Origin of the sequence: Streptomyces sp. NPDC051310 (assembly GCF_044455245.1) — a bacterium.
GTDB lineage: Bacteria > Actinomycetota > Actinomycetes > Streptomycetales > Streptomycetaceae > Streptomyces.
Genome location: NZ_JBITEO010000024.1, coordinates 43,738 through 68,246 on the forward strand (window position 1 = coordinate 43,738; position 24,509 = coordinate 68,246).

Annotated in this window: 26 protein-coding genes, 1 tRNA gene, 1 pseudogene and 1 riboswitch; of the genes and pseudogenes, 17 read left to right on the top strand and 11 right to left on the bottom strand. The window is 72.1% G+C overall.

Annotation, left to right across the window (positions count from 1 at the left end; genetic code table 11):
• The first annotated feature begins 68 nt into the window (after positions 1-68).
• The 4 genes from ACIA79_RS27975 (at position 69) to rdgB (ending at position 2,215) form a co-directional block, all read left to right on the top strand.
• Positions 69-302 carry a glucose PTS transporter subunit EIIB gene (locus tag ACIA79_RS27975; protein ID WP_031076305.1) on the top strand — a complete coding sequence of 78 codons (234 nt, stop codon included), beginning with the start codon at positions 69-71 and terminating at the stop codon, positions 300-302.
• A 76-nt stretch (positions 303-378) separates the two neighbouring features.
• Positions 379-1,110 carry a ribonuclease PH gene (rph, locus tag ACIA79_RS27980; protein ID WP_031076303.1) on the top strand — a complete coding sequence of 244 codons (732 nt, stop codon included), beginning with the start codon at positions 379-381 and terminating at the stop codon, positions 1,108-1,110.
• A 99-nt stretch (positions 1,111-1,209) separates the two neighbouring features.
• Positions 1,210-1,593, top strand: a complete 384-nt coding sequence (locus ACIA79_RS27985) for a hypothetical protein (RefSeq protein WP_399431126.1) — start codon at positions 1,210-1,212, stop codon at positions 1,591-1,593.
• Positions 1,594-1,612: 19 nt separating this feature from the next.
• Positions 1,613-2,215 carry an RdgB/HAM1 family non-canonical purine NTP pyrophosphatase gene (gene rdgB / locus ACIA79_RS27990; RefSeq protein WP_399431127.1) on the top strand — a complete coding sequence of 201 codons (603 nt, stop codon included), beginning with the start codon at positions 1,613-1,615 and terminating at the stop codon, positions 2,213-2,215.
• 115 nt (positions 2,216-2,330) lie between these two features.
• On the opposite strand, the gene ACIA79_RS27995 is transcribed toward rdgB, so the two are convergent.
• The 4 genes from ACIA79_RS27995 to bcp all read right to left on the bottom strand — a co-directional run bounded on the left by ACIA79_RS27995 (position 2,331) and on the right by bcp (position 4,209).
• A tRNA-Leu gene (locus tag ACIA79_RS27995) sits at positions 2,331-2,406 on the bottom strand.
• Positions 2,407-2,418: 12 nt separating this feature from the next.
• Complete coding sequence (locus tag ACIA79_RS28000; protein WP_399431128.1) at positions 2,419-2,925, bottom strand: HNH endonuclease; 507 nt, start codon at positions 2,923-2,925, stop codon at positions 2,419-2,421.
• Positions 2,922-3,548: an HNH endonuclease gene (locus ACIA79_RS28005; protein ID WP_399431129.1), complete on the bottom strand. Its 627-nt coding sequence runs from the start codon at positions 3,546-3,548 to the stop codon at positions 2,922-2,924. Before ACIA79_RS28005 ends, ACIA79_RS28000 begins: the two co-directional genes overlap by 4 nt.
• Positions 3,549-3,741: 193 nt before the next feature.
• Complete coding sequence (gene bcp, locus ACIA79_RS28010) at positions 3,742-4,209, bottom strand: thioredoxin-dependent thiol peroxidase (RefSeq protein ID WP_399431130.1); 468 nt, start codon at positions 4,207-4,209, stop codon at positions 3,742-3,744.
• 140 nt (positions 4,210-4,349) lie between these two features.
• Between bcp and ACIA79_RS28015 the strand changes: the two genes are divergently transcribed.
• From ACIA79_RS28015 to ACIA79_RS28025, 3 genes are all read left to right on the top strand, one after another.
• Entirely contained in the window at positions 4,350-4,670 is a 321-nt protein-coding gene (locus ACIA79_RS28015; protein ID WP_399431131.1) for a DUF3618 domain-containing protein, read from the top strand.
• A 63-nt stretch (positions 4,671-4,733) separates the two neighbouring features.
• Positions 4,734-5,072 (top strand): co-chaperone GroES, encoded by a 339-nt coding sequence (locus tag ACIA79_RS28020; protein ID WP_031076289.1) that lies wholly within the window; start codon positions 4,734-4,736, stop codon positions 5,070-5,072.
• Positions 5,073-5,103: 31 nt separating this feature from the next.
• A riboswitch (guanidine-III (ykkC-III) riboswitch) is annotated at positions 5,104-5,164 on the top strand.
• Between the two features lie 40 nt (positions 5,165-5,204).
• Positions 5,205-5,525: a DMT family transporter gene (locus tag ACIA79_RS28025; protein WP_399431132.1), complete on the top strand. Its 321-nt coding sequence runs from the start codon at positions 5,205-5,207 to the stop codon at positions 5,523-5,525.
• Between the two features lie 25 nt (positions 5,526-5,550).
• On the opposite strand, the gene ACIA79_RS28030 is transcribed toward ACIA79_RS28025, so the two are convergent.
• On the bottom strand, positions 5,551-8,745 hold the full coding sequence (locus tag ACIA79_RS28030) for a transglycosylase domain-containing protein (RefSeq protein ID WP_399431134.1): 3,195 nt from the start codon (positions 8,743-8,745) through the stop codon (positions 5,551-5,553).
• A 153-nt stretch (positions 8,746-8,898) separates the two neighbouring features.
• Here ACIA79_RS28030 and ACIA79_RS28035 point away from each other — a divergent pair, with 153 nt between their 5' ends.
• The 4 genes from ACIA79_RS28035 (at position 8,899) to ACIA79_RS28050 (ending at position 12,978) form a co-directional block, all read left to right on the top strand.
• Positions 8,899-9,699 (top strand): ABC transporter permease, encoded by an 801-nt coding sequence (locus tag ACIA79_RS28035; RefSeq protein ID WP_399431135.1) that lies wholly within the window; start codon positions 8,899-8,901, stop codon positions 9,697-9,699.
• 40 nt (positions 9,700-9,739) lie between these two features.
• The gene (locus ACIA79_RS28040) at positions 9,740-10,507 is read left to right on the top strand and encodes an ABC transporter permease (RefSeq protein WP_399431194.1); all 768 of its coding nucleotides are present in this window, start codon (positions 9,740-9,742) and stop codon (positions 10,505-10,507) included.
• 6 nt (positions 10,508-10,513) lie between these two features.
• A complete protein-coding gene (locus ACIA79_RS28045) occupies positions 10,514-11,485 on the top strand; it encodes an ATP-binding cassette domain-containing protein (protein ID WP_399431136.1) in 972 nt (323 codons plus the stop codon).
• A gap of 203 nt (positions 11,486-11,688) precedes the next feature.
• Complete coding sequence (locus ACIA79_RS28050; RefSeq protein WP_399431137.1) at positions 11,689-12,978, top strand: DUF445 domain-containing protein; 1,290 nt, start codon at positions 11,689-11,691, stop codon at positions 12,976-12,978.
• A gap of 479 nt (positions 12,979-13,457) precedes the next feature.
• Here the strand turns inward: ACIA79_RS28050 and ACIA79_RS28055 are convergent, their stop codons facing one another.
• Both ACIA79_RS28055 and ACIA79_RS28060 read right to left on the bottom strand, forming a co-directional pair.
• Positions 13,458-13,760, bottom strand: a complete 303-nt coding sequence (locus ACIA79_RS28055; RefSeq protein ID WP_399431138.1) for a hypothetical protein — start codon at positions 13,758-13,760, stop codon at positions 13,458-13,460.
• Positions 13,761-13,808: 48 nt separating this feature from the next.
• Complete coding sequence (locus ACIA79_RS28060; RefSeq protein WP_399431139.1) at positions 13,809-14,048, bottom strand: hypothetical protein; 240 nt, start codon at positions 14,046-14,048, stop codon at positions 13,809-13,811.
• A 160-nt stretch (positions 14,049-14,208) separates the two neighbouring features.
• Between ACIA79_RS28060 and ACIA79_RS28065 the strand changes: the two genes are divergently transcribed.
• Positions 14,209-14,838: a hypothetical protein gene (locus ACIA79_RS28065; protein WP_399431140.1), complete on the top strand. Its 630-nt coding sequence runs from the start codon at positions 14,209-14,211 to the stop codon at positions 14,836-14,838.
• Between the two features lie 49 nt (positions 14,839-14,887).
• On the opposite strand, the gene ACIA79_RS28070 is transcribed toward ACIA79_RS28065, so the two are convergent.
• Positions 14,888-18,040, bottom strand: a complete 3,153-nt coding sequence (locus ACIA79_RS28070; protein WP_399431142.1) for a DUF3427 domain-containing protein — start codon at positions 18,038-18,040, stop codon at positions 14,888-14,890.
• Positions 18,041-18,176: 136 nt separating this feature from the next.
• Here ACIA79_RS28070 and ACIA79_RS28075 point away from each other — a divergent pair, with 136 nt between their 5' ends.
• Complete coding sequence (locus ACIA79_RS28075) at positions 18,177-19,286, top strand: MrcB family domain-containing protein (RefSeq protein ID WP_399431143.1); 1,110 nt, start codon at positions 18,177-18,179, stop codon at positions 19,284-19,286.
• Here ACIA79_RS28075 and ACIA79_RS28080 read toward each other — a convergent pair.
• Together ACIA79_RS28080 and ACIA79_RS28085 are read right to left on the bottom strand one after the other, a co-directional pair.
• Positions 19,283-19,735 (bottom strand): excalibur calcium-binding domain-containing protein, encoded by a 453-nt coding sequence (locus tag ACIA79_RS28080; RefSeq protein ID WP_399431144.1) that lies wholly within the window; start codon positions 19,733-19,735, stop codon positions 19,283-19,285. The genes ACIA79_RS28075 and ACIA79_RS28080 overlap by 4 nt on opposite strands.
• A 242-nt stretch (positions 19,736-19,977) precedes the next feature.
• Entirely contained in the window at positions 19,978-20,994 is a 1,017-nt protein-coding gene (locus ACIA79_RS28085; RefSeq protein WP_399431145.1) for an SEC-C metal-binding domain-containing protein, read from the bottom strand.
• A 65-nt stretch (positions 20,995-21,059) separates the two neighbouring features.
• Between ACIA79_RS28085 and ACIA79_RS28090 the strand changes: the two genes are divergently transcribed.
• From ACIA79_RS28090 to ACIA79_RS28105, 4 genes and pseudogenes are all read left to right on the top strand, one after another.
• Complete coding sequence (locus ACIA79_RS28090; RefSeq protein ID WP_399431146.1) at positions 21,060-21,794, top strand: class E sortase; 735 nt, start codon at positions 21,060-21,062, stop codon at positions 21,792-21,794.
• Between the two features lie 31 nt (positions 21,795-21,825).
• A pseudogene (locus tag ACIA79_RS28095) lies at positions 21,826-22,142 on the top strand (DUF6412 domain-containing protein).
• A gap of 108 nt (positions 22,143-22,250) precedes the next feature.
• Positions 22,251-22,994: a YidC/Oxa1 family membrane protein insertase gene (locus tag ACIA79_RS28100; protein ID WP_399431147.1), complete on the top strand. Its 744-nt coding sequence runs from the start codon at positions 22,251-22,253 to the stop codon at positions 22,992-22,994.
• A 117-nt stretch (positions 22,995-23,111) separates the two neighbouring features.
• Positions 23,112-23,969: a fumarylacetoacetate hydrolase family protein gene (locus ACIA79_RS28105; RefSeq protein ID WP_399431148.1), complete on the top strand. Its 858-nt coding sequence runs from the start codon at positions 23,112-23,114 to the stop codon at positions 23,967-23,969.
• A gap of 147 nt (positions 23,970-24,116) precedes the next feature.
• Here the strand turns inward: ACIA79_RS28105 and ACIA79_RS28110 are convergent, their stop codons facing one another.
• Entirely contained in the window at positions 24,117-24,482 is a 366-nt protein-coding gene (locus tag ACIA79_RS28110; RefSeq protein WP_399431149.1) for a hypothetical protein, read from the bottom strand.
• Between the last annotated feature and the right edge of the window lie 27 nt (positions 24,483-24,509).

The following is a 24,509-nucleotide window of genomic DNA, read 5'->3' on the forward strand; positions in this document are numbered from 1 at the left end:
CGTTACGGTGACGAAAGACCTAGGTGGGCCGAGTAGCGCTCAGGGCTCTTGAACGCAGGGAGAAAGACATGGCCAGCAAGGCTGAGAAGATCGTCGCCGGGCTCGGCGGCATCGACAACATCGAAGAGGTCGAGGGCTGCATCACCCGCCTGCGCACCGAGGTGGCCGACCCCGCCCTGGTCGACGAAGCCGCGCTGAAGGCCGCCGGCGCCCACGGCGTCGTCAAGATGGGCTCCGCGATCCAGGTCGTCATCGGCACCGACGCCGACCCGATCGCCGCGGAGATCGAAGACATGATGTGAGGTGACACCTCACCCGTGAGGGGCCCGTTCCGGCACCGGAACGGGCCCCTCGCACATCGGGGACTACGCTCGTCCCATGTCTCGAATCGACGGCCGCACCCCCGAACAGCTCCGCCCGGTCACCATCGAACGCGGATGGAGCAAGCACGCCGAGGGCTCCGTCCTCATCTCCTTCGGCGACACCAAGGTCTTCTGCACCGCCTCCGTCACCGAAGGCGTCCCGCGCTGGCGCAAGGGCAGCGGCGAAGGCTGGGTCACCGGCGAGTACTCGATGCTCCCGCGCTCCACCAACACCCGCGGCGACCGCGAATCCGTACGCGGCAAGATCGGCGGCCGCACCCACGAGATCTCCCGCCTCATCGGCCGCTCCCTGCGCGCCGTCATCGACTACAAGGCCCTCGGCGAGAACACCATCGTCCTCGACTGCGACGTCCTCCAGGCCGACGGCGGCACCCGCACCGCCGCCATCACCGGCGCCTACGTCGCCCTCGCCGACGCCGTCGCCTGGGCCCAGCGCCACAAGCTCGTCAAGGCCGGCCGCAAGCCGCTCACCGGCACCGTCTCCGCCGTCTCCGTCGGCATCGTCGACGGCACCCCCCTCCTCGACCTCTGCTACGAGGAGGACGTGCGCGCCGAGACCGACATGAACGTCGTCTGCACCGGCGACGGCCGCTTCGTCGAGGTCCAGGGCACCGCCGAGGCCGAGCCCTTCGACCGCAAGGAGCTCAACGCCCTCCTCGACCTCGCCACCGGCGGCTGCGCCGACCTCGCCGCCCTCCAGCGCGAAGCCCTCGACCTCACGCTCTGACACCGCGGCAACCACGGGCGCCCTCCCGGGCGTCCCCTCCAGTACGGGCGTACGGGCCGAACCGTACGCCCGTCCGCAGCCCTCGGGAGGACCCGTTCCATGCGCCGTCGCCGTACCGCAGCCCTCGCCGCCGCCACCGCAGTGCTCGCCCTCACCGCCGTGACCGGCTGCGGCGCCCTCGACAAGGCCCTGGACTGCGTCCAGGCCGCCGACGCCATCGCCACCAGCGTCAACAAGCTGAGCCAGGCCGTCTCCTCCGCCACCGACGACCCCACCCGGCTGAACGAGTCCCTCGACGAGATCGACAGGGAACTCGACACCCTCAAGGACAAGACGGACAACGCCGACCTGTCCAAGGCCGTCGACGACCTCGGCAAGGGCGTCGACAGCGTCCGCACCGCCGTCAAGAACGGCGACGCCACCCCCGACATCAAGCCGGTCACCGACGCCGCCACCGAACTCGGCAAGGTCTGCACCCCCTGAACCCCGCGATACTGGGGCCATGACCCGCCTGATCCTCGCCACCCGCAACGCCGGGAAGATCACCGAACTCCACGCCATCCTCGCCGACGCCGGGCTCGACCACGAACTCGTCGGCGCGGACGTGTTCCCCGAGGTCCCCGACGTCAAGGAGACCGGCGTCACCTTCGCCGAGAACGCCCTCCTCAAGGCCCACGCCCTCGCCCGGGCCACCGGCCTGCCCGCCGTCGCCGACGACTCCGGCCTCTGCGTCGACGTCCTCGGCGGCGCCCCCGGCATCTTCTCCGCCCGCTGGTCCGGCACCCACGGCGACGACCGGGCCAACCTGGACCTGCTCCTCGCTCAGCTCGCCGACATCGCCCCCGAACACCGCGGCGCCCACTTCGCCTGCGCGGCCGCCCTCGCCCTCCCCGACGGCACCGAACGCGTCGTCGAAGGCCGCCTCCGCGGCACCCTGCGCCACGCCCCTTCCGGCACCAACGGCTTCGGCTACGACCCGATCCTCCAGCCCGACGGCGAAACGCGCACCTGCGCCGAACTCACCCCCCAGGAGAAGAACGCCATCAGCCACCGCGGCCAGGCGTTCCGCGCACTGGTCCCGGTCGTCAGGGAACTGCTGGGCTGAGGCGCGGGATACGCGGCGGGGGGGGGGGGGGGGGGGGGGGGGGGGGGGGGGGGGGGGGGGGGGCGGGGGGGGGGGGCCCCCCCCCCCCCCCCCCCCCCCCCCCCCCCGCCGTACGTGGGCCCGGTGGGACTCGAACCCACGACACACCGGACCTAAACCGGCGCCCTCTAGGCCAGCTGGGGTACGGACCCGCGGTCGCTACTTTACTGGCCGGCCGTGGTGCTCGTGCGTCGAGATCCCTTCGAGTGGCTCCCCGTCTGGCTGTGGCAGGACGGGCACAGATACCGAAGGTTCTCCCGGCGGTTGTCCAACCGGTCGCCGTTGATGTGGTCGATCTCCAGGACCAGTCGTCTCCCTTGCCAGACGTCTCCGATGCCGCACGCGGCGCAGAGGTGCGGCACACGCAGATCGTCGAGCGCCCGGCGCAGCTGCACCGTCCTGGTCCGCGACGAACCGGGCGCGCTGCGCCGGAGGATGTCCTCGGCCGCCTTGCGCGTGGGCGAGGGCCGTCCGGCTCGGTGTCCCTGTCCGACGAAATGGGCCGTGGAGATCCCGTATGCCTCGACGCTCCGCTTCACCCGCGCCCGCGCCGCGCCGCTCCCCGGGCGGCCGAGCAGGCGCAGCACGTCGGCGATACTGCGCGACTGTGCGACCGCGAGGACGAGCTGCTCACGGGGAAGTAGATCGCTGCGGAGCCGCGGCCCGCTCACGACGCGGAGCTCCGCTTCCGGCCACGGTACGTGTCCGTCACCGCGTGGCAGTTCGGGCACAACAGCCGCAGATTCCCGGGCCGGTTGTCCCACCAATCACCGTTGAGGTGATCGACCTCCAGCCGGAGCGGCGCTCCGTTCCACCTCGGTCCCGTCCCGCACATCGCGCAGCGCTCCGCCACACCGATGTGCAACAGTTCGCGCCGCAACCGTTCCCCCGGAACTCTGCCGCTCTCGCGAGGGCGGAGGGCCAGAACGGGGACCGGTACCTTCCCGGCGCGGCGCTGCCGGGACTTCGGGAAATGGGAGGTGTCGATGGCCAGGGCACTGATCCGGCGGCTGATGTGCGCTTGGTTGCCACCCACCGGGCTGAGGCCCAGCCGGCGGACCACGTCCTTGACGCTCGTGGCCCCCGCGACCGCCTCCCTGAGCCGTTGCTCGGTGTGGCGCACGCCTTGCGGGGCGAAGTGCGAGGTGTCCACCCCGGCCTCCGCCATCCTCCTCCGCAGATAGCGACGGCGGCCGGGCGTCGGCGTGCCACCGCACCAGCGGACCGCTTCGTCCCAGCTTTTCGTCTCCCGCGCCGCCTCGGCCAGCAGCTCGCGGGTGTACCTCGCCCGCATCGTCCCCTCCGTCCTCGGCCGCGCGTTCGCAGCCTCGCACGGATCAACGAACCGCTTATCGGACGGTCACGCCGCGGGGGAGAGGACGTCCGGGCCTCCGCGGAGGGGACGGGGGGCGGCGGGCGCGCGCCGGGGCCGGGGCCCGGCCGCGTGGAGCTCGGTCACACGGCGGCAGGGCTTCCGCGCGGACGCCTCAGATGCCCAGGTCCTTGAGGATCTTGGCGACATGGCCGGTCGCCTTCACGTTGTAGAGGGCGCGCTCGACCTTGCCCTCCTCGTCCACGACGATCGTCGAGCGGATCACGCCCGTCACGGTCTTGCCGTACAGCTTCTTCTCGCCGAAGGCGCCGTACGCCTCCAGCGTCTCCTTCGACGGGTCGCCGACCAGCGTGACCTTCAGGTTCTCCTTCTCGCGGAACTTCGCCAGCTTCTCCGGCCTGTCCGGGGAGACCCCGATCACGTCGTACCCGGCGCCGGCCAGCACCTCGAGGTTGTCGGTGAAGTCGCACGCCTGCTTGGTGCAGCCGGGCGTCATCGCGGCGGGGTAGAAGTAGACGATCACCTTGCGGCCCTTGTGGTCCGCGAGCGAGACGTCGTTGCCGTCCGCGTCGGGCAGGGTGAAGGCGGGGGCGGTGTCGCCGGGCTGCAGTCGCTCGCTCATGGCTCTTCCTGGCTCCTCGGGTCCCTGGGGAGGGGTGGGCGTACGTCATCAGAGCCTAATGGGGGTCGGGGACGGTCGGCGGGCGGTAAAGCTGACAGACTGTCCACCACGGATTCGGACAGACCTACGGAGGCAGCGCGGTGTCGGATGCCAGGACCCCTGCGCAGATCGAGGCGGACATCGTCCGCCGGCGCGAGCAGCTCGCCGTCACTCTCGACGAGATCGGCGTACGCATGCACCCGAAGACGATCATCGGGGACGCGAAGGCCAGGATGGCGTCGACGGTCGACCAGACCGCGGGCCGCGCCTTCGTCACCGTGAACCGGGTCGTGACGGACGTGAAGGGCCGGTTCGTCGAGGAGGACGGCTCCCCGCGGCTGGAGCGCGTCGTCCCCGTGGCGCTGCTCGCCATCGGTGTGGTCGGCCTGCTGGCGATGAGTGCCCGGCGCCGCAGGGCCTGACCCGGCGCCGAAGACCTGGACCCTTCGGCGCGCACGGCGCGCCGGGCCAGGTAGTTTCGTGGGGTGAGCGAGAACACCCACGACAAGCTGCCCATCCGCATGCTGCACGACCGCGTGCTGGTCCGGAACGACACGCCCGAGGGCGAACGGCGCTCGGGCGGCGGCATCCTGATCCCCGCGACCGCGGCCGTCGGCCGCCGACTGGCCTGGGCCGAGGTGGTCGCCGTCGGCCAGAACGTACGGACCGTGGAACCGGGTGACCGGGTGCTGTACGACCCCGAGGACCGTGCCGAGGTCGAGGTGCGGGGCGTCGCGTACGTCCTGATGCGGGAGCGCGACCTGCACGCGGTCGCGGCCGACCGGTTCGAGGGGTCGGAGGACTCGACGGGGCTCTATCTGTAGTCCTGCGGTCCCGTGGCGGTTCGCTACGTTGGAAGGCCCCTGAGGGACCCGACGAGACGCGCCGTACCGGGTTGACGCAAAGACGACGCACTGTCCGTTCGCCGTTTTTCCGCGTCCCGGAGGTGCGCCGTCATGGCATGGGTCCTGTTGATCGTCGCCGGTCTGCTCGAGGTGGGCTGGTCGGTCGGGATGAAGTACACCGACGGGTTCACGCGGCTGTGGCCGAGCCTGCTGACGGGCGCCGGGATCGTCGCCAGCATGGCGCTGCTGGCCCAGGCCGCGAAGAGCCTGCCGATCGGTACGGCCTACGGCGTCTGGGTCGGCATCGGCGCGGCCGGGGCGGCGGTGGTCGGCATGGTCGTCCTGGGCGAGCCGGTGACCGCCGCGCGGATCTTCTTCGTCTGCCTGCTGCTGGTGGCGGTGGTGGGCCTCAAGGCCACCTCCGGCCACTGAGCCGGGCCGCCGGGGTCCGCGGCGCTCATGGTGACGGGCGGGCCGGCGCACCGGAGCGGCCGGCGCCGCCGGGCCGGCCGTTCTCGCCGGAGCGGGCGCCGGGGCTCGTGGCCCCCGTCGCCCGGGGCGCGCCGCGTCGGTTCCCGCCGGCGGCCGCGGGTGTCGCGGCCGCCCTCGGGGCCACGGGTCCGCCGAGGGGCGTGGCTGCCGCGGGGACTTCGGGCGCCGCGGGCACGGGGCTGCCGGCCGCACCGGCACCGGCACCCGTGTCCGGGCCGGATGGGCCGACCGGACCGGGCAAGGCGACCGGGTCGGGCAGGGCGGCCGGGTCGGGCAGGGCGGCCGGGTCGGGCAGGGCGGTCGGGTCGGGCAGGGCGGTCGGGTCGGGCAGGGCGGTCGGGTCGGGCAGGCCGGCCGGGCTTCCCGGGCCGCCGGAGGCGGCGGCCGCGTCACCGGGCCCGGCCGGGGCCGCGGGGCCCGCCGGCGGGGCCGGGGCTGCCGGGAGCCCCGGCGGGGCCGGGGCTGCCGGGGCTCCCGGCACGCCACCGCCCGGCAGGTCGTCGGAGGAGGCGTCCTCCAGGTGGCGCTCCCGCCGGCCGGACCCGCCGGGCTCGTCGGGATCGCCCGGCTCGTCCGGGGCGGCCGACTCCGAGGGGTCCTCCCGTGGCTCCATGCCCTCCGCGATGCGCAGGTCGAAGTCCCGTACCACCGTGCCCGCCAGGGCGTCGCGGGTGTACTGGCCCCAGATCTCGGCCGGCGCGCCGCCGCCGTTCATGCGGACCAGGCCCAGCGCTCCGTACAGCGGCTTCTGCGTGCCCGTCCCGGGGTCCTGGCCCATCACCGCGACCACGGTCGCCAGGTCCGGCGTGTAGCCGGCGAACCAGGCCGCCTTGTCGTCCTCCGCGGTGCCGGTCTTGCCGGCGGCGGGCCGGCCCGCCGCCTGGGCCGCGGTGCCGGTGCCGCCCTCGATGACGCTGCGCAGCATCGCGGTGGTGGTGTCGGCGGCCTCGCGGCTGATCGCCTGGGTGGCCTCGGCGGTGGGCAGCTCGATGTCCTCGCCGTTCTTCTGCACCCGCTCGACCAGGCGGTACGGGGTGTGCCTGCCGTGGTCGGCGAGTGTCGCGTACGCCTGCGCCATGTCGAGGGCCGACGCGGTGGCGGGGCCGAGGGCGATGGACGGCGAGGGGTTGAGGTCCGGGGTGTCGATGGGCAGGCCCAGGTTGATGGCGGTCTGCTCGACCTTGGCCGGGCCGACGTCGACGGCCAGCTGCGCGTACACCGCGTTGACGGACTTGTCGGTGGCGGTGCGCACGGTGATGGGGCCGTACGACACGTCGTCCTCGTTGGCCGGGTTGTACGCCGGTCCCGTCCAGCCCGACACCGGCCGCATGTTGGTGCCGTCGTACGTGGTGTTCGGCGTGATGCGCTCGCCGTGCTGGGTCTGCGAGCCGTGGTGGACGGCCGCGGCGAAGACGAACGGCTTGAAGGTGGAGCCGACCTGGTAGTCCCGGCGGGTCGCGTTGTTGACGTACTGCTTGGTGTAGTCGACCCCGCCGTACATGGCGACGACCTTGCCGGTGGCGGGCTCGATGGACACACCGCCGACCCGGACGAACCGGTCGGTCTCGTTGCCCGTGGGGTCCAGCCGCGCCGTGACCTGGTCCTCGACGGCCTGGGCGAAGGCGTCCTGCTTCTGCTTCTGCAGGGTGGTGGTGATGCGGTACCCGCCGCGGGCGAGGTCCTTCTCGTGCAGCACGCCGTGGTTCGTGAGGTAGTCCTGGACGGCCTGGACGACGTAGCCGCGCTGCCCGGCCAGGCCCGTGGTGGCCTTCGCCTCCAGCGGCGCCGGGAAGAGGGACTCGGAGCGGGAGCGGGGGGTGAGCCACCGCTCCTTGACCATCGCGTCGAGGACGTACACCCAGCGGGCGACGGCCCGCGGGCGGTTCTGCGGGTGGGTCGCGACGTCGTACGCGCTGGGGGCGTTGAGCAGCGAGGCGAGGTACGCGCCCTCGGCGAGGTCGAGGTCCTGGACGTCCTTGTCGTAGTACGCGCGGGCGGCGGCCTGGATGCCGTAGGCGTTGCGGCCGTAGTAGCTCGTGTTGAGGTACCCCTCGAAGATCTCGTTCTTCGTCTTCTCGCTGTCGAGCTTGATGGCGATGAAGAACTCCTTCACCTTGCGGGTGACGGTGCGCTCCTGGCCCAGGTAGTAGTTCTTGACGTACTGCTGCGTGATGGTGGACCCGCCCTGTGTGCCCTTGCCGCTGAGGGTGTTCCAGGCGGCGCGGACCATCGCCTCGGGGTCGACGGCGGCCGCCTCGTAGAAGTCGCGGTCCTCGGCGGCGAGGACGGCGTGCCGGACGTGTGCGGGGACCTGGGAGAGTTCGACGTTCTCGCGGTTGACCCGGCCGTCGCGGGCGATCTGGGTGCCGTCGCTGTAGAGGTACACGTTGGACTGGGCGGTGGCGGCGGCGTTGGCGGGCGGGATGTCGACGAGGTGGTATCCGGCGAAGAAGCCGCCGGCGAGCAGCAGGCAGAGGAAGAGGAACGCGCCGAGCGTCATCCGCCAGGTGGGCAGGAGGCGTCGCCACCCGCTGCGGCGGCGCCGCTTGCGCCGGGAGGCGCCGGCCGCCGCGGCCGGGCCGGTCGCCGCCGCGTCGCCGTCGCCGGGCTTCGTCGCCTTGCCGGGCGTGCGGCCGGGCTCGGGGGCCTTGTCGGCCTTGCCGGCCTTGTCGCGCTGGCCGGGCTTGTCGGGCGTGCGGCGGGACTCGGTGTGCGTACCGGCGGCCTCGGCGTGCGTGCCGCTGACCTGCGCGTCGCCCTCGCCGGGCCCCCGGGACTCCCCGGATCCGGTGCCTGCGGTGCCTGCGGGGCCTGCGGGCTGTCCGGTGCCTGCGGTGCCTGCGGGCCCATCGGAGCGGGCGGACCCGTCGAACCCTCCGGACCTTCCGGACTCGCCGGACCGGGCGGACCCTCCCAGCCCTCCGGACCCCCCGGACCGGGCGGACCCCCCGGACCGGGCGGACCCTCCGGGCCCGGACCTTCCGGGGCCTGCGGGGGTGGTGGTCCGGACGCCCGGGGCGCCGGCGTCCGTGGAGTTCCCCGAGTGCGGGGTGTTCGGCGGGCCGCCGCGGCGGCCGGAGCCGCCGGGGTTCCCCGGGGGCGTGCCGGCGACGGTCGGGTCGCGGGGTTCCCACGCCTGCTGCGGTGGCTCGTCGCTCATGTTCTCCGGCCTGTCCATGTGACGCTGCACTGTTTGTGACGATTTGTCCGATGCTCATCTTGCACCGAAAACCGGTCGCGACGACGGATTCCGCAGGGCTAGGCTCGTCAGCTTTGGCGGGGAGGCACGGGGAGCGGCAAGGAAGGAGTCCGGGTGCGGCTCTACGCGGCCGTGGCGGCCGGCGGGTTCCGGCGCCATGCGACGTATCGGGTGGCGACCGCGGCGGGAGTGTTCACCAACACGGTCTTCGGCTTCATCCTGGCGTACACCTACATAGCCCTGTGGGACGAGCGCCCCGGGCTCGGCGGCTACGACATGGCCGAGGCGCTCGCCTACGTGTGGATCGGCCAGGCGCTGCTCGCGGCCTGCGGCCTGATGGGCGGCGGCTTCGAGGACGAGCTGATGGAGCGCATCAGAACGGGTGACATCGCCGTCGACCTCTACCGGCCCGCCGACCTCCAACTGTGGTGGCTCTCGGTCGCCGTGGGCCGCTCCGCCTTCCTCCTGCTGGGCCGGGGCATCGTGCCGATGGCCATCGGGGCGTTGGCCTTCGATGTCGCGCTGCCCGGCAGCGCGCTGACCTGGCTCGCCTTCCTGGTGTCGGTGGCGCTGGGGGTACTGGTGAGCTTCGCGGTGTGGTTCCTGGTGGCGCTGAGCGCGTTCTGGCTGATGGACGGGGCCGGGGTGGTGCAGGTGGCGTGGCTGTCCGGGACGTTCTTCTCGGGGATGCTGCTGCCGCTGACCGTCTTCCCGGGCGCGCTCGGCGAGGTGGCGCGGATGCTGCCCTGGTCCTCCATGCTCCAGGTGCCGGCGGACGTGTTCCTGGAGAAGCGGACCGGCTGGGGCCTGGTGGAGGCGTACGCGTTCCAGGGCGGCTGGGCGCTGCTCCTGCTGCTCACCGGGCGGGCGCTCCAGGCCGCGGCGACACGACGGGTGGTGGTGCAGGGTGGCTGAGGTGCGCGAGGGACTGCGCGCGTACGGGCTCATCGCCGCCATGTGGGTGCGCTCGACGATGACGTACCGCTTCTCGTTCGCGATGACGCTGCTGTCGAACTTCCTTGCGACCGCCTTCGACTTCGTCGTCATCCTGCTGATGTTCGGTCAGGTGCGCGGGCTCGGCGGCTTCTCCTTCGCCGAGGTGGCCTTCCTGTACGGCACGACCAGCACCGCCTTCGGACTGGCGGACCTCGCGCTGGGGCAGATCCAGCGGCTGGGGAGACGGGTGCGGGACGGGACGCTGGACACGCTGCTGGTGCGGCCGGTGCCCGTGCTGGCGCAGGTGGCGGCGGACCGGTTCGCGCTGCGGCGGCTGGGCCGGGTGACGCAGGGGCTGCTGGTGCTGGTGTGGTCGCTGCTGATCCTCGACGAGGTGACGTGGACGCCCGCCAAGGCGGCGCTCGTACCGCTGATGGTGGTGAGCGGCTCGCTGATCTTCTCGGCGGTGATGGTCGCGGGGGCGGCCTTCCAGTTCCTGGCCCAGGACGCGGCGGAGGTCACCAATTCGTTCACGTACGGCGGCAACACGCTGCTCCAGTACCCGCCGACGATCTTCGCGGGGGACCTGGTGCGCGGCGTGGTCTACGTGGTGCCCCTCGCCTTCGTGAACTGGGTGCCCGCCCTGTACGTGCTGGGCCGCGGGGCGCCGGCGGGCCTGCCGTGGTGGTCGGCGTTCGCCTCGCCGGCGGTGGCGGCGCTCTTCTGCGTCCTGGCGGGGCTGGCCTGGCGGGTGGGGATTCGTTCGTACCGGAGCACGGGGAGCTGAGCACACATGGACGACTTCATCGAGCTGGACGGCGTCGAGAAGGTCTTCGACGTACGGCGCAGGGTGCCCGGCACCCTGCGCCGCGAGAAGCGCCGGGTACGGGCGGTGGACGGCATCTCCTTCCGCGTCCCGCGCGGCCAGATGGTGGGCTACATCGGCCCCAACGGCGCCGGCAAGTCCACCACCATCAAGATGCTCACGGGCATCCTGACCCTCAGCGGCGGCCGGCTGCGCGTCGCCGGCATCGACCCGTCGCGCGAGCGCACCCGGCTCGCACGGAGCATCGGCGTGGTGTTCGGGCAGCGGACGACGCTGTGGTGGGACCTGCCGCTGCGCGACTCCTACCGCCTGGTCCACCGTATGTACCGGATCCCGGAGGCCCGCTTCCGGGAGAACCTCGACCGGTGCGTCGAGCTGCTCGACCTGGGCGAGCTGCTCAACGTGCCGGTGCGGCAGCTCTCCCTCGGCCAGCGCATGCGCGGCGACATCGCGGCGGCCCTGCTGCACGACCCCGAGGTGCTGTACCTGGACGAGCCGACGATCGGGCTCGACGTCATCTCCAAGGCGAAGGTGCGGGACTTCCTGCGCGAGCTGAACGCCGAGCGCGGCACGACCGTCCTGCTCACCACGCACGACCTCACCGACATCGAGCAGCTGTGCAGGCGCGTGATGGTCATCGACCACGGGCGGCTGGTGTACGACGGCTCGCTGCAGGGGCTGCACGAGGTGGGGGCCGGCGAGCGCACCCTGGTGGTGGACCTGGAGCGCGAGCTGCCGCCGATCGATGCGCCCGACGGGGCGCGCGTGGTGAAGGTGGAGGGACCGCGGCAGTGGCTGGCCTTCCCGGCGGCGCGTTCGGCGGCACCGCTGGTGGCGCGGATCGCGGCGCAGTATCCGCTGGTGGACCTGTCGGTGCGGGAGCCGGACATCGAGGCGGTGATCTCGAAGATGTACGCGGAGCGGTCGGCGGCTCTGTGACGCCATGACCTCGGCGAGCGGTCCGCCCCCCTGCCCAGGGCGGCGCCGCCGGTGACGCTCTCCTCCGCGAGGAGGGCGTCACCGACCCCCGCCCGCCGCGCCGACGCCGGACATCATCGGGCAGGGACACGGGAACTCGGTGTGCGCCCCGGGAGTACCTGAGGTAGGGACCTGGGAGAGGACCTACGGACATGGTGGTGCGCATGAACCAGTCGAAGACCCCGCTCGTGGCGTTCTCGTACACGGCGGCGGACGAGGAGAAGCGCCGCGGTGTCCGCCGCATGAAGCTCACGGCGACCGGCCTGCTCCTGCTGGTGGCGGTGATCTACGTGCTGGCCACCTGGGCCCGCAACTCCGGCGTCGGCGGCTGGCCGGGCTACGTCGCGGCCGCGGCCGAGGCGGGCATGGTGGGCGCGCTGGCGGACTGGTTCGCCGTCACCGCGCTGTTCCGCCGCCCCCTCGGTCTGCCCATTCCGCACACGGCGATCATCCCGACGAAGAAGGACCAGCTGGGCGCCTCGCTCGGCTCCTTCGTCGGAGAGAACTTCCTCTCCGAGGGGGTCGTACGCGCCCGGCTGCACGCCCTCGGCATCGGTGGCCGCCTCGGCGGCTGGCTCGCCGATCCGGCGCACGCCGACCGGGTGACGGCCGAGCTGTCGACGGCGCTGCGCGGCGCGCTGACCGTGCTGCGGGACGCCGACGTCCAGGCGGTGGTGGGGGAGGCGATCACGCGGCGGGCGGAGGCGGTCGAGATCGCGCCCGGGCTCGGCAAGACCCTGGAGAAGATCGTCGGCGACGGCGCGCACCACGGGGCCGTGGACCTGGTCTGCAACCGGGCCCACGACTGGCTGGTGCTGCACTCGGACTCGATCATGGACGCGGTCCAGGGCGGTGCGCCGGGCTGGACCCCCCGGTTCGTGGACCGCAAGGTGGGCGAGCGCGTCTACAAGGAGCTGCTGCGCTTCGTCACGGAGATGCGCGACATGCCGGGGCACCCGGCGCGCGCGGCGCTCGACCGGTTCCTGACGGACTTCGCCGCGGACCTCCAGGGCGACACGGACACCCGGGCGCGGGTGGAGCGCCTCAAGTCGGACCTGGTGGTCCGGCCGGAGGTGCAGGACGTCATCGCGTCCGCCTGGTCGTCCGTACGCGCCATGATCATCTCGGCGTCGGAGGACGAGCGGAGCGAACTGCGGCTGAGGGCCCGCGCCGCGCTCCTCTCGCTGGGGACGCGGCTGGCCGGCGACGACCGCCTGCAGGCGAAGGTGGAGGGGTGGGTCGAGGACGCGGCGGTGTACGTCGTCACGACGTACCGCGCCGAGATCACCTCGCTGATCAGTGAGACCGTGGCGAGCTGGGACGCGGACCAGACGTCGCGGAAGATCGAGGCCCACATCGGCCGCGACCTCCAGTTCATCCGCATCAACGGCACGGTGGTCGGCGCGCTGGCGGGCCTGCTGATCTACACGGTGTCGCACGTGCTGGGCGGCTGAGGCGGGCTGCGGCGGCGGGGTGTGGCCGGCGGCCGGGGGTACCGGGGTACCGGGGTACCGGGCTGGGAGGCGCGGCCGGCAGTCGCGGTGCGGCGGTGGGGCGTGGCGGGCGGCCGGGGGTATTGGGCGGTAGCCGTCAGTCGGAGAGCCGCCGAACGGAGAACCGCTTAACGGCAAGTCGCCGAACGGGGAACCGTCGAACGGCAAGTCGCCGAACGGAGAACCGTCGAACGGCAAGTCGCCGAACGGCGAGCCCCCGACCGAGGAGCACTTGAACAGCGAGCCCCCGAACAGGGCGAGCCCCCGAACGGGGGAGAGCCGCCGGGCGGGGACCCGGGCCCTGCCGCCCGGTGCCCCGCCCGGCCGCTGTGGGGAGGTGCTGATTCATACGTACGCCATCGGGGTTGTGTTCACACGGCCCCGAACCGGGCAGCGGCCCGGCAGCCCGCGTACGGGAGCGGCCCGCCGCGGACGGGCGGTCAGCTGCTCCTGCGCCCGACAACCCACGACGCCGCGGCCATGCCCCCGGCGACGGAGAACACGGCGGGCCATGCCCCGACCTTCTTCGCCAGCGGGTGCGACCCGGCGAACGCGGCCACGTACACCGCGGTCAGTCCCGCCGCGGCCTTGCCGCCGCTGCGCCGGTGCCACTCCCGCGCGGCGACCGCCCCCGCGGCCGCGAGCGCGACCCCGCCGAGGGGCCGCTTCCTGGTCCACCGCGCGACGGCGTACCCACCGACGAGCCCACTCGCCGCCACGGCTGTTGCCGGAATCCTGGCCATCTTCCGCTGTCCTGCCTTCCGTACGCGTGTTCCTGCCTTGCCCCGAGGCTAACGCGGCGGGCGGGGGCGCCTGCGCCGCGCCCGGACGAGGACGGCCGCGCAGAGGGCGAGCGTGGTGCACAGGACGAGACCGGTGTACGTGTGCTCCGGCATGACGCGCCGGACGTCGTCGGGCAGCAGCAGCGTGCCCCCGGTCACCAGGAGGGCCGCGGCGCCGGAGCACAGCACGCCCAGCAGGAGCCGGCGCAGGAGCAGGGCGGGAGGGGATGCGGGGAGCCGTGGGGTCATGTCCTGGTCCACCTGTCACGTGACGAGCGCATGCTGAATGTGACGACCATATTGCACAAGGTGACAGCGGGATGCGGTGCAGGACCCTTCCTGCCACCACCCGGTAACAACCGTGGGGCGCACGGCATGGCCGCCCACGCCGTACGGGCACGAACCGCACATGCCGACCCCCACGCCGCCCGACCGCTTCGCCGCCGACCCGCTCGTCGCCGCCCAGGACGGAGTCGCCACCGTCCACCAGCTCATGGACCTGGGCTGCGGGTCCTCCGTGATCGCGGCGCACTGCCGCCCGCCCGGGCCGTGGCGCCGGCTGCTGCCGCGGGTGATCCTCCTGGGGACCGCCGCCCCCACGAGCCGGCAGCGCCTGCGCGGCGCGCTTCTGTACGCCGGCCCCGACGCCCTCCTCACCGGCCCGGCGGCCCTGGCGCTGTACGGGCTGGAGTCCGTACAGCAATTCGCCTCGCACCCGACGGTGGACGTCGTCGTCACCCACCGGGCCGTCCCCCGCGGCCACGCCTACGTCCGCATCCACTCCACCGTCCGCCCCGCCCTCCGGGTCCCGGTCCGGAACCTCGCCTGCGCGCCCTTGCCCCGCGCGGTGGCGGACACCCTCCCGCACCTCGCCGACCGGGCGTCCGCTGCCGCCCTCCTGACGGAGGTCACCGAGCGGGGGCTGTGCCGACCGGCCGAAGTGGCGGCCGAGATCCGCGCCGCGGGGCCCGCCGGCGGCCCTGCTCCGGCACTGGCGCCGCGTGACGTGCAGGCGGTGGTGGAGCACTGGATGTCGTGAGACGCCCTCAGCGTCCCAGCCTCCGCCCGTCCCTGCCCCTCAACCTGCCTCAGCCCGCAGCGATCGCCGCGTACGTGTACACATCGGCTGGCATCTCATGGCGGAGCTCCCATGTGATGGCCATCGGCTTGCTGCCCTGGTGTGTCACATAGGTGGCGGGGCCGAGCAGCATCCATGGTTGGGCGCCGCCGATGTCCGTGTTCTTGTAGCGGCGGACGAAGAGCAAGACATGGCTGCCCTCGGCGGCATGCCGTTGATAACGCAGTCCCGTCGGGGAGGTCTCGGAGGTTTGGTTCTGGGACTCCCAATGAAAGCGGGTCTCGTTGAGGGCGTAATCGTGGTAACGGGTCTGCGGGGAGAAGTCCTTCTCATCCTTCTCCAGGGTGATGAGGAGGGCATCGGTCCTGATCGACTCGCACCACTTCACGCCTTCCCGGAAATCGCCCGGCATGAAGCCGCCGATGACGGACTGACCGAGCGCCGGGAGGATCTCCTCTCGGCTGTACGAGGCGTGCACCGTTAGGGGCAATTCCGCGTGTGCTCCCGGCAGCGGGATCGGGACGTGTCCGGTGTGGGCCAGGTTGTACGCCAGGACCTGGCGGAGCTCCTCCCGGAAGGCGTCCTGGTCGCGCAAGGTGGCGAAGCCCTCGTCGTAGCTGGCGAAGCCCTTGCGAGTGGTGCCGCCGAGCGGCCAGAGCTGGAAGAACAACATGCGGGCATAGGCCCGGCTGGCGGCGTCGAGCTCGTCGTAGGCGGGGGCATCGTCCTCCAGGAGACGTGTGTACGCCGCCACCCTCTCGGGATCGTCCACGTGTAGGAACGCCGGGACTCGCTTCAGCAACGCGGTCTCGCCCTCCGGCGCGTCACCCTTCAGCAATCCGGCGCGCCGGAGGAGGCCCGTCCAGGAATTGCCGTTGCCACGGTAGAGCTCTGTGAGTTCGCGGCCGCTCTCCGCTAGGTAGTGGCTGAGCTGCGGAATGGCGTATGCGGCTACCTCACGGGCAAGGGCAGTGACGTTGACGCCGATCTGATCCTTGATGTTGGCGATGATCGCCTTCTTGGCCTTCTCCTCCAGGATGATCTGGCACCCTGACGGCAACTGCGGGAAGTCGTTCTCGATATGCGCGAGGAGTCGCTTGCGCGTGAGGTTGGTCAAGGCGCGGAACTGGTTCTCGAAGCGGAACTCCTTGCGGTGCTGGCCGATGAAGTCGAGAACGGTCAGCACGGCCTTGTTCTCAGTGCGGCGCAGGCCGCGTCCCAGTTGCTGGAGGAAGACCGTGGCGCTCGACGTCGGGCGCAGCAGGAGCAGGGTGTCCACGTCGGGGATGTCGAGCCCCTCGTTGAAGAGGTCCACCGAGAAGATCACTTGCAGATGTCCGGTCCTGAGGTCCGACAGGGCTTGCCGACGCAGTTCAGGAGGGGTCTCACCAGAGAGCGCGACGGCTTTCAGTCCGGCGGTGCGAAAGAACTCCGCCATGAAGTGCGCATGGGCGACCGTGACGCAGAAGCCCAGAGCTCTCATGCTGCCCGGGTCGGCGATTTTGTCCTGCACTGACCTGACCACGAGCCGGGCTCGCGCCTCGTTGCCGGTGAGTACGTCACCGAGCTCTGACGCGTCGTAGCCGCCCCGCTTCCACCGCACGGCACTGAGGTCGGTGTTGTCGCTGATGCCGAAGTAGTGGAACGGGCTGAGGAGGTCGTTCTCCAGCGCCTCCCACAGGCGCATTTCAGCGGCGATCCGCCCCTCGAAGAACTCATCCTGAATGTTCTTGCCGTCCATTCGCTCCGGCGTCGCCGTGAGTCCCAGGAGCTCCCGCGGCTGGAAGTGATCGACGATCTTCCGGTACGTCGGTGACGTGCCGTGGTGGAATTCGTCGATCACGATGACGTCGAAGTGGTTCGGTGCGAGCCTCTCCACCATCCCGGCGTTCAGCGACTGCACGCTCGCGAAGACATGCGTCCAACGCTCCGGAAGAGCCCTACCGTGAAATGACTCACCGAAATTCGCGTCCGTCAGCACGTCCTGGTACGTCCGCATCGACTGCTGCAGGATCTCCTTGCGGTGCGCGACGAAGAGTAGTCGCAGGGGCCGCCCGTGCCGCCGGCACAGTTGCTTGTAGTCGAGGGCGGCCATCACGGTCTTGCCGGTCCCGGTCGCGGCCACCAAGAGGTTGCGGTGACGACCGTGCACGGCTCGCTCCACCTCCAGGCGTTCCAGCATGTCGCGCTGGTGCGGATACGGCCGTACCTCCAGTCCAGAGAGGGTGATGCGCGTCGAGGCCGATGGAGAGGAGCCACCCGCGATGGTGAGCGCCTCGTCGAGTCGTGCCCCGTCATGCTGGGGGTCGTACCTCTCGAAGGACGGATCACTCCAATACGCGTCGAAGGTGCCCTCGAATTTTCGCAGGACGTCAGGGGTCGCGATGGAGGAGAGGCGGACGTTCCACTCCAGCCCCTCCAGCAGCGCCGCCTTGGAGAGGTTGGAGCTACCGACGTACGCCGTGTCGTAGCCGGTGGTGCGGCGGAAGAGCCAGGCCTTGGCGTGCAGGCGCGTGGAGCGGGTCTCGTAGTTGACCTTGACCTCGGCGTTGAACTCGTTGACGAGGCGGTCCAAGGCGCGCCGCTCGGTGGCTCCGATGTAGGTCGTCGTGATGACCCGTATCCGTACTCCACGCTGGCATGCGGCGCGTAGCGACTGCTCGATGATGCGTAGCCCGTGCCACTTCACGAAGGCGCAGAGGAGGTCGACGCGGTCGGCCGTGGCGATCTCGGTCCGGAGTTCGAAGCCGAGGCTCGGGTCCTCAGGCGCGTTGGTGATCAGTGCCGTTTCGGACAGTGGGGTGGCCGGGCGGACCGCGTACACGCCGGGAGCCTCTTGGCGTGCCAGCGCGAGCAACTCGCGCGGGCCGTCGGCCACGAGGTCCACCCACTGCCGCGCACCGTCCAGTGTGCTGATGGATTCCAGGATGTGGTTGGCGGCATGCACTTGCTCTTCAGGCGCCAGACTCTGGAGGACGCGGCGCACCGTCTCGGCAACGTGCCGGGCCAACACGTGTGGGACCGATTCGGTTCCCACGGTGTCACTGACCTGATGCCATCCGTCGTCGGCCAGCTGCGCCAGTTGCCGCTCCAGGCGCATGGTGATCAGTTGCTCGTAGAGCCCCGCGGACAGGGTGGATGATTCGCCGCTGGCCTGAGGCATGAGTCGCTCCCGTTGCGCGCCTGCACGTTCCATGGGTTCTACCAAGCAGCAAGCACTGCCGAGCGCTTGCCCGCCACCTGTCTCGAAGTGATCGTGATCCTGTCATTGAGTGATCGACGTTGGTTAGTTTTTGTGAATGTCGCTACGTGACCTGCTCATACGCATCGGCGAGCTCTACGAGCCTGACGGCAAAGCCTCCAGTGACCTGCCTGGCCAAGCCCTGCTGGGGAGCGTGCATAAGAGACAAGACCTGCCCTGGCCGCCCTGCTGCTTCGCCACCGGGTACGGGGGACAAGGGAACGCCAGTCGGACGCCATGGATCGGCGTGTACGACCGGACCATCAACGAGAACCCCCACGAGGGCCTCTACCTCGCCTACATCTACAGCTCTGACCTCAGCGCGGTGACGCTGACCCTGCAACAGGGAGTCACTCAACTGAGCAAGCGGTACGGGCGGGGCGCCACCCTCCATCGCTACTTGATCACGCAGGGCGAGACCTTGAGAGGCGCCTTGCGTCCCACGCTGGCCGAGAAGTGGCGGGACACCCTGCACCTGCTCGTCGAGCCCAAGGACTGGCGCCCGCGTGCGTACGAGAAGGCCAACGTGGCCGCACGGCGGTACGAGATGGCCAGCATGCCGTCGGACGACGAACTGGCGGGCGATCTGAGGGAGGCGGTCCAGCTCCTTCAGGACGCCGCCGCGGTCGACCGCTTCTGGCTCCAGCTCCCCAAGGCCGGTGATCCCGTCCTTGAATACCCCCACGCCGAACACGGCGACCCCCTCAGCGGCTTCCGCCCCAAGAGCAGCAAGGGCTACTCCGTGGTCCTCAAGGGCGGTACAGCGGAGCGGAAGCGGGAGCACGAGGCGCTCGTCCTGAGATTCGGGCACCATGCGCACGCCTGCGGCTTCAGCCCCACCACCGTGGGAGCGCACCCCCGTGACCTCGTCCTCAGCCACCCAAGCCAGCCCGACCAAGAGTGGCTGGTGGAAGCCAAGACGGTCGTCGTGGGCAAGGAGTACCTCGCCGGTCGTGAGGCCGTGGGCCAGCTCTTCGAATACCGCCATGTGCACTACGAACGCGCTGGAAAGCCCATGCCCCACCTACTCGCCCTCTTCTCGCGCGACATCGGTGACTACGCCGACTACCTGGAGACCCTCGGCATCGCGTCCGTCTGGGAGCGACCGGACGGCTGGGCTGGATCACGGCTCGCCGCCGAGTGGAAGTTGACGACCGTGGCCGGCTAGCCGTTGTCACACCCCACCCCGTCGTTGTCGCGGTCCAGGTGGCGGCCGTAGCCGGGCTCGCCGCGGTGGACCGGGGCGGCGCCGGCGGCGCGGGCCGCGGCGCAGTTGTCGTAGGAGACGTCCGCGCTGCCGCTGTCGTCACCGCCGCCCACCGAGGAGTCGTCGGCCGCGGCCTGGCGGGTCACCGTCGCGGTTGCCGTCACCGTGGCGGTGGCGGTGACCGTCGGCGCGGGGGCCGCCGCGGGGGTGGCGGTCACCGTGGCCGTGGCGGTGGCCGTCACGGTGGTGGAGGGCGCGGGCTTGGCGGCCGCGGGCTTCGCGGGGTCGCCCGACCCCAGGGCACCGCCGCAGCCCGTACCGATCAGGAGGAGCAGCAGACCTCCTGCCCACACGCGCTTCATGCGGTACAGGGGCCGGGCCTCGGGCGGCTGCTGGTACGGGTTGTTCATGGGCACACGTCTCCCTCACACAGGGACTGGAGCTGTGTGGGGGAACAGGAGCCAGTCAGGCGGCGGTAGTTCACAGCGAAACTACTGCACGCACAGGGCGAAGGGGAGGCGAACGGTCCATTTGGCCGGGCCCAGCCGTGCCCTGCTCAGCCAGCCCTGCCCTGTCCCGCTCAGCCCTGCTCCGCCCAGCCCTGACCCGCCCGGTTCGGCCGGGGCATGCAGCCCCGGCCGGCCTTCGCGCCCTACGGCTGCGCCGTCCCGTGGCAGTCGCCGTACGCCGCCTCCGAGCCGCACCAGCACGGGGCCGTGCGGGGCGGGGGCCACGGGACGGCGCGGCCGCGGGCGGCGAGGGTGGTGGCGTACTGGGGGAGCAGCGCCGCGTTCGACGGGGACGTGGCCTCGGAGGCGGCGAACGCCTCGTACGAGGGGACCGTGCCCTGGACGATGCCGAGGTTCGGGGTGCCCGCCGCCGAGAGCTCGCGCAGCGAGGCCTCCAGGTCGGTCAGGTGCGCCGCGTGCGTCGGGTACTCCGACTCCAGCTCCGGGTAGGCGGCCAGCAGTTCGTCCAGCTCGTCGGCCGGCCACAGCAGGACCGCCACCGGGAACGGCCGCGAGAGAGCCGTGCGGTACGAGCCCAGCTCGCTGCGCAGCCGCGCGATCTCGGCCTGGAGCTCGGCCGGGTCGTCCGAGCCCAGGGCCCACAGCCGCTTGGGGTCGTGCAGCTCGTCCAGCGGGACGGCGCCCCTGTGGAGGCGGTCGGCCAGGACGTCCCAGTCGTCGTGCCGCAGCCCGAGCAGGCGCCGTACGCGGTGGCGGCCCATGAGCAGCGACTGCGCCGGGTAGGGCACCTCGTCGTCGGGCGACGGGAGCAGGGTGGTCACGGCGGCGGTGAACGTCGCCTCGGACGACTCCAGCTCGTCGTGGGCCTCCAGCGTCTCCGCGACGATCTCCCACGCGGCCGCGTCCGCCGGGGTCGCCGTCCGCAGGCCGTCGATGATGATCCGGGCCTCGGCCTCGTGCCCGTACTCCCACAGGTTCGCCGCCTTGAGCGCCTTGATCAGGTGCGGGTTCTCCGGCGGCGGGGCGTCGGCGGTCAGGAGGTCGTCGTACAGCGTCGTCGCGCGGTCGCGGGCGCCGGCCAGCTCCAGATGGGCGGCCGCCCGGAGGAACAGCGGTTCGCGGTCCTCCGGGTACTGCGCCGCGGTGCGCAGCAAACGCTCGGCTTCGGTGATGTGGTCGGCAGGCGTGTCGGGGCGCATGGTGGACACCGTACTGCTGTACGGCGGGTCTGGTGGGTTGTCCGGGGAGCGCCTATGGTGCCGGCGTGCGTCGCCGGAAGCGGTCAACGGTGGTGGCTCTCCGCGTCCTGTGGGTGGGGGCCGAGCTCGCGGTCACCGTCGGGCTGGTGCTGCTCCTGCTCGTGGCGCACCAGCTGTGGTGGACCAACCGGCAGGCGCGCGCCGGCGCCGAGCGACAGGCACGGGCCCTGGAACAAGAGTGGAACGGCGCGCCGCAGGACGAGCCGGTGCCTTCCGCGCCCGCCGCACCGCCCGCTTCCCCCGGGTTCGCGGCGCCCTCCGCCGGCAGCCGGGAACCCGCACCGGCACCCGCACCGGCCGGGACCGCCCCGCCGGACGCGTACGCGATCCTGCGCATCCCCGCCCTCGGCCTCACCGTCCCCGTCGCCCGCGGCGTCAGCAGGCGCGGGGTCCTCGACCGGGGGTACGCCGGGCACTACCCCGGCACCGCCGGTCCCGGCGGGGCGGGGAACTTCGCCCTCGCCGGGCACCGCAACTCCCACGGTGAGCCCTTCCGCCGCATCGACCGGCTGCGCCCCGGGGACGCGATCGTGGTGGAGACGCGGGACACCGTCCACACCTACGCGGTCGACCGCGTACTGCCGCGGACCTCGCCCCGCGACACCGCCGTCATCGCCGCCGTACCGAAGGGGTACGACGAGCCCGGCCACTACCTGACGCTCACCACCTGCACGCCCGAGTACAGCTCCGCGTACCGGCTCGTCGTGTGGGGGAAACTCCGTGCGGTGCGGCCGCGTTAGAGTGCAGGGACGAAGGAAGGGGGGAGGACCCATGGGCGGGATCGCCGCACGGCTGCTGCTGTGGAGCGGGCTTGCCGGTTTCCTCTTCCTCCTCCTCACCGAGGGCCTGTACGGAGAGGGCGGGGCCCTCTCCGCCGCCGTCGCGCTCGCCGCCGTCGGGTCCGCGCTCGTCGCGTGCGCCGTCATCGCCGCGCGCCGCGTGCCCGCCGTGCCACCGACCCGGGTCCGGACCGCCATCCGCGACCGCGAGCAGCGCACCGCCTTCCTGCCGCTGCGCGATCCCGACGCACCGGGGCGCAGCCGGCCCCGGGCGCCCGGCAGCCGTCCGTCGTGACGGCTGCCGCGTAGTTCCGCACAGGCCCGCGCACATCCCGCGGGGTCTGTGTTCCGCGCGGTTCCGTCCTGCCGAGATCACTCCGTTCCGGTACGACGAGACCCCCGGAGGGCTCCCTTCCCATGTCCGTTTTCGCCTCGCTGGTCGAGCAGCTCGCCGACCTGCTCCAGCCGTTGTTCCGCGGCTCGGCCACCGCCGCCGCGATCGTCCTGTTCACCGTGCTCGTACGGCTGGCCGTCCATCCGCTGTCGCGGGCCGCCGCGCGCGGGCAGAAGGCCCGGATGCGGCTGGCCCCGCGCGTCGCCGAGCTGCGCGGGAAGTACGCCGCCAAGGACCCGGAGCGGCTGCGGAAGGCCGTGCTGGAGCTGCACGCCCGGGAGAAGGTGTCGCCGCTCGCGGGATGCCTGCCCAGCCTGCTCCAGGCGCCGGCGTTCTTCCTGATGTACCAGCTGTTCTCGGGCGGCGGCACGGCCGGGCACACGCTGTTGGGCGCCCCGCTCGGCGGGCGCTGGACCCAGGCCCTCGCGGACGGCGGGCCCTTCGGGCCGGCCGGACTGGTGTACGCGGGGCTGTACGCGACCGTCGCCGCCGTCGCCACGTACACCTACCGGCGCACCCGGCGGGAGATGGCCGGCTCGGAGCTGCCCGGCGCCCGTCTGATGCCCCTGCTCTCCTTCGGCACGCTCGTCACGGTCGCGGTGGTGCCGCTCGCCGCCGGTCTGTACGTGGTCACCAGCACCGTGTGGACCGCGGCCGAGCGCGCGTACCTGTACCGGGACGTGTACCGGGACGGGCCGGGGGGCCCGGAGCCCCGGAACACCCGGCGGAACGGCAGCCGGTCCGCCCGCCCGGTTACCGGCGCGTAAAGGTCCACTGTGTGAACGCGGTCTTGCCCGATGGTCCACCCTCTTGGAGGATCGGCCAATCCTGACGATGGCCGCACTCCATCGGCCGGGGCCTACCTCGACCACCGGGAGAAGACCATGAAGCTGCTGCGCGTCGGTACGGCGGGCGCCGAGCGGCCCGCGCTGCTCGACCAGGACGGGGTCCTGCGGGACCTGTCGGCGCTCGTCCCCGACATCGACGGGAACCTGCTCTCCGACGCGTCCGCGCTGGACCGGGTGCGGGCCGCCGCCGGCGCGGGCGTGCTGCCCGCCCTCGACCCGGCCGGGCTGCGGATCGGGCCGCCGGTCGCCCGCATCGGCAAGGTCGTGTGCATCGGGCTGAACTACCACGACCACGCCGCCGAGGCCGGCGCGGCGACGCCCGCCGAGCCGGTGGTCTTCCTCAAGGCGGCCGACACGGTCGTCGGGCCCGACGACACCGTGCTCGTGCCGCGCGCCAGCCGCAAGACCGACTGGGAGGTCGAGCTCGCCGTGGTCATCGGGCGCACGGCCCGCTACGTGGAGTCCGCGGAGGCGGCGCTCGGGCACGTGGCGGGGTACGCGGTCGCGCACGACGTCTCCGAGCGCGAGTTCCAGATCGAGCGCGGCGGAACCTGGGACAAGGGCAAGAACTGCGAGACCTTCAACCCGCTCGGCCCCTGGCTCGTGACGGCCGACGAGGTGCCCGACCCGCAGGCGCTGTCGCTGAAGCTGTGGGTCAACGGCGAGCTGCAGCAGGACGGCACCACCGCCGACCAGATCTTCCCGGTCGGTGAAGTGGTGCGCTACGTCAGCCGGTTCATGACCCTGCACCCGGGCGACGTCATCAACACCGGCACGCCGGCGGGCGTGGCCATGGGCCGGCCGGAGCCGAAGCCGTACCTGCGCGCCGGTGACGTGGTGGAGCTGGAGATCGAGGGGCTCGGGCGCCAGCGGCAGGAGCTCAAGGACGCCTGAGCCGCGTCCGCCGGCTGCGGGCCGGGTGCTTCGGGCTCGGGCCGGGTCCGCCGCGGAACCGCCCGTGACGGGCGGATGGACGGATGGGCGTACGGGTGCACGGACGGGCCGCCCGCCCTGGTGGGAGGGCGGCCCGTCGCCGTGCGGTCAGGACAGCAGCCGCACTTTCTCGGCGCGGTCCTCGAGCTTGACGCACTCCGTGTACGGGTACGGGTCGCCGTGCCGCTCGCGGCACTTCCAGCGCGCGTCGTCGGCGTGGACGACCACGACCTTGCGGTCGTCGTCGTGGGCGGCCTTGAGATAGGCCTCGGCCACCCGGTGGGCGGTGCCGCAGGCGGGGCTTCCCTTCGTGGTCAGCGCGACGACCTGCAAACCGTTGGATGCCTGCCCGCAGTCCACCGCCTCGACGGCTGGGTGGGGACCGGCGGTCGCCGCCGCGGAGGGGACGGCTGCCAGGGTCAGCAGGGTGGCGCTTCCCGCGAGGGCGACGGCGGCTGCTCCGATGGAGCGCATGACTTCCTCCTTCCGGCGCGCTTCGGC

Coding starts and splice junctions, on each gene's coding strand:
- ACIA79_RS27985 (WP_399431126.1), top strand. CDS start 1,210: ATGCGCCGTCGCCGTACCGCAGCCCTCGCCGCCGCCACCGCAGTGCTC.
- ACIA79_RS28080 (WP_399431144.1), bottom strand. CDS start 19,735: ATGAACAACCCGTACCAGCAGCCGCCCGAGGCCCGGCCCCTGTACCGC.
- ACIA79_RS28040 (WP_399431194.1), top strand. CDS start 9,740: ATGTGGGTGCGCTCGACGATGACGTACCGCTTCTCGTTCGCGATGACG.
- ACIA79_RS28045 (WP_399431136.1), top strand. CDS start 10,514: ATGGACGACTTCATCGAGCTGGACGGCGTCGAGAAGGTCTTCGACGTA.
- ACIA79_RS28025 (WP_399431132.1), top strand. CDS start 5,205: ATGGCATGGGTCCTGTTGATCGTCGCCGGTCTGCTCGAGGTGGGCTGG.
- rph (WP_031076303.1), top strand. CDS start 379: ATGTCTCGAATCGACGGCCGCACCCCCGAACAGCTCCGCCCGGTCACC.
- ACIA79_RS28055 (WP_399431138.1), bottom strand. CDS start 13,760: ATGGCCAGGATTCCGGCAACAGCCGTGGCGGCGAGTGGGCTCGTCGGT.
- ACIA79_RS28060 (WP_399431139.1), bottom strand. CDS start 14,048: ATGACCCCACGGCTCCCCGCATCCCCTCCCGCCCTGCTCCTGCGCCGG.
- bcp (WP_399431130.1), bottom strand. CDS start 4,209: ATGAGCGAGCGACTGCAGCCCGGCGACACCGCCCCCGCCTTCACCCTG.
- rdgB (WP_399431127.1), top strand. CDS start 1,613: ATGACCCGCCTGATCCTCGCCACCCGCAACGCCGGGAAGATCACCGAA.
- ACIA79_RS28070 (WP_399431142.1), bottom strand. CDS start 18,040: ATGCCTCAGGCCAGCGGCGAATCATCCACCCTGTCCGCGGGGCTCTAC.
- ACIA79_RS27975 (WP_031076305.1), top strand. CDS start 69: ATGGCCAGCAAGGCTGAGAAGATCGTCGCCGGGCTCGGCGGCATCGAC.
- ACIA79_RS28030 (WP_399431134.1), bottom strand. CDS start 8,745: ATGAGCGACGAGCCACCGCAGCAGGCGTGGGAACCCCGCGACCCGACC.
- ACIA79_RS28110 (WP_399431149.1), bottom strand. CDS start 24,482: ATGCGCTCCATCGGAGCAGCCGCCGTCGCCCTCGCGGGAAGCGCCACC.
- ACIA79_RS28085 (WP_399431145.1), bottom strand. CDS start 20,994: ATGCGCCCCGACACGCCTGCCGACCACATCACCGAAGCCGAGCGTTTG.
- ACIA79_RS28105 (WP_399431148.1), top strand. CDS start 23,112: ATGAAGCTGCTGCGCGTCGGTACGGCGGGCGCCGAGCGGCCCGCGCTG.
- ACIA79_RS28005 (WP_399431129.1), bottom strand. CDS start 3,548: ATGCGGGCGAGGTACACCCGCGAGCTGCTGGCCGAGGCGGCGCGGGAG.
- ACIA79_RS28075 (WP_399431143.1), top strand. CDS start 18,177: ATGTCGCTACGTGACCTGCTCATACGCATCGGCGAGCTCTACGAGCCT.
- ACIA79_RS28050 (WP_399431137.1), top strand. CDS start 11,689: ATGAACCAGTCGAAGACCCCGCTCGTGGCGTTCTCGTACACGGCGGCG.
- ACIA79_RS28100 (WP_399431147.1), top strand. CDS start 22,251: ATGTCCGTTTTCGCCTCGCTGGTCGAGCAGCTCGCCGACCTGCTCCAG.
- ACIA79_RS28065 (WP_399431140.1), top strand. CDS start 14,209: ATGCCGACCCCCACGCCGCCCGACCGCTTCGCCGCCGACCCGCTCGTC.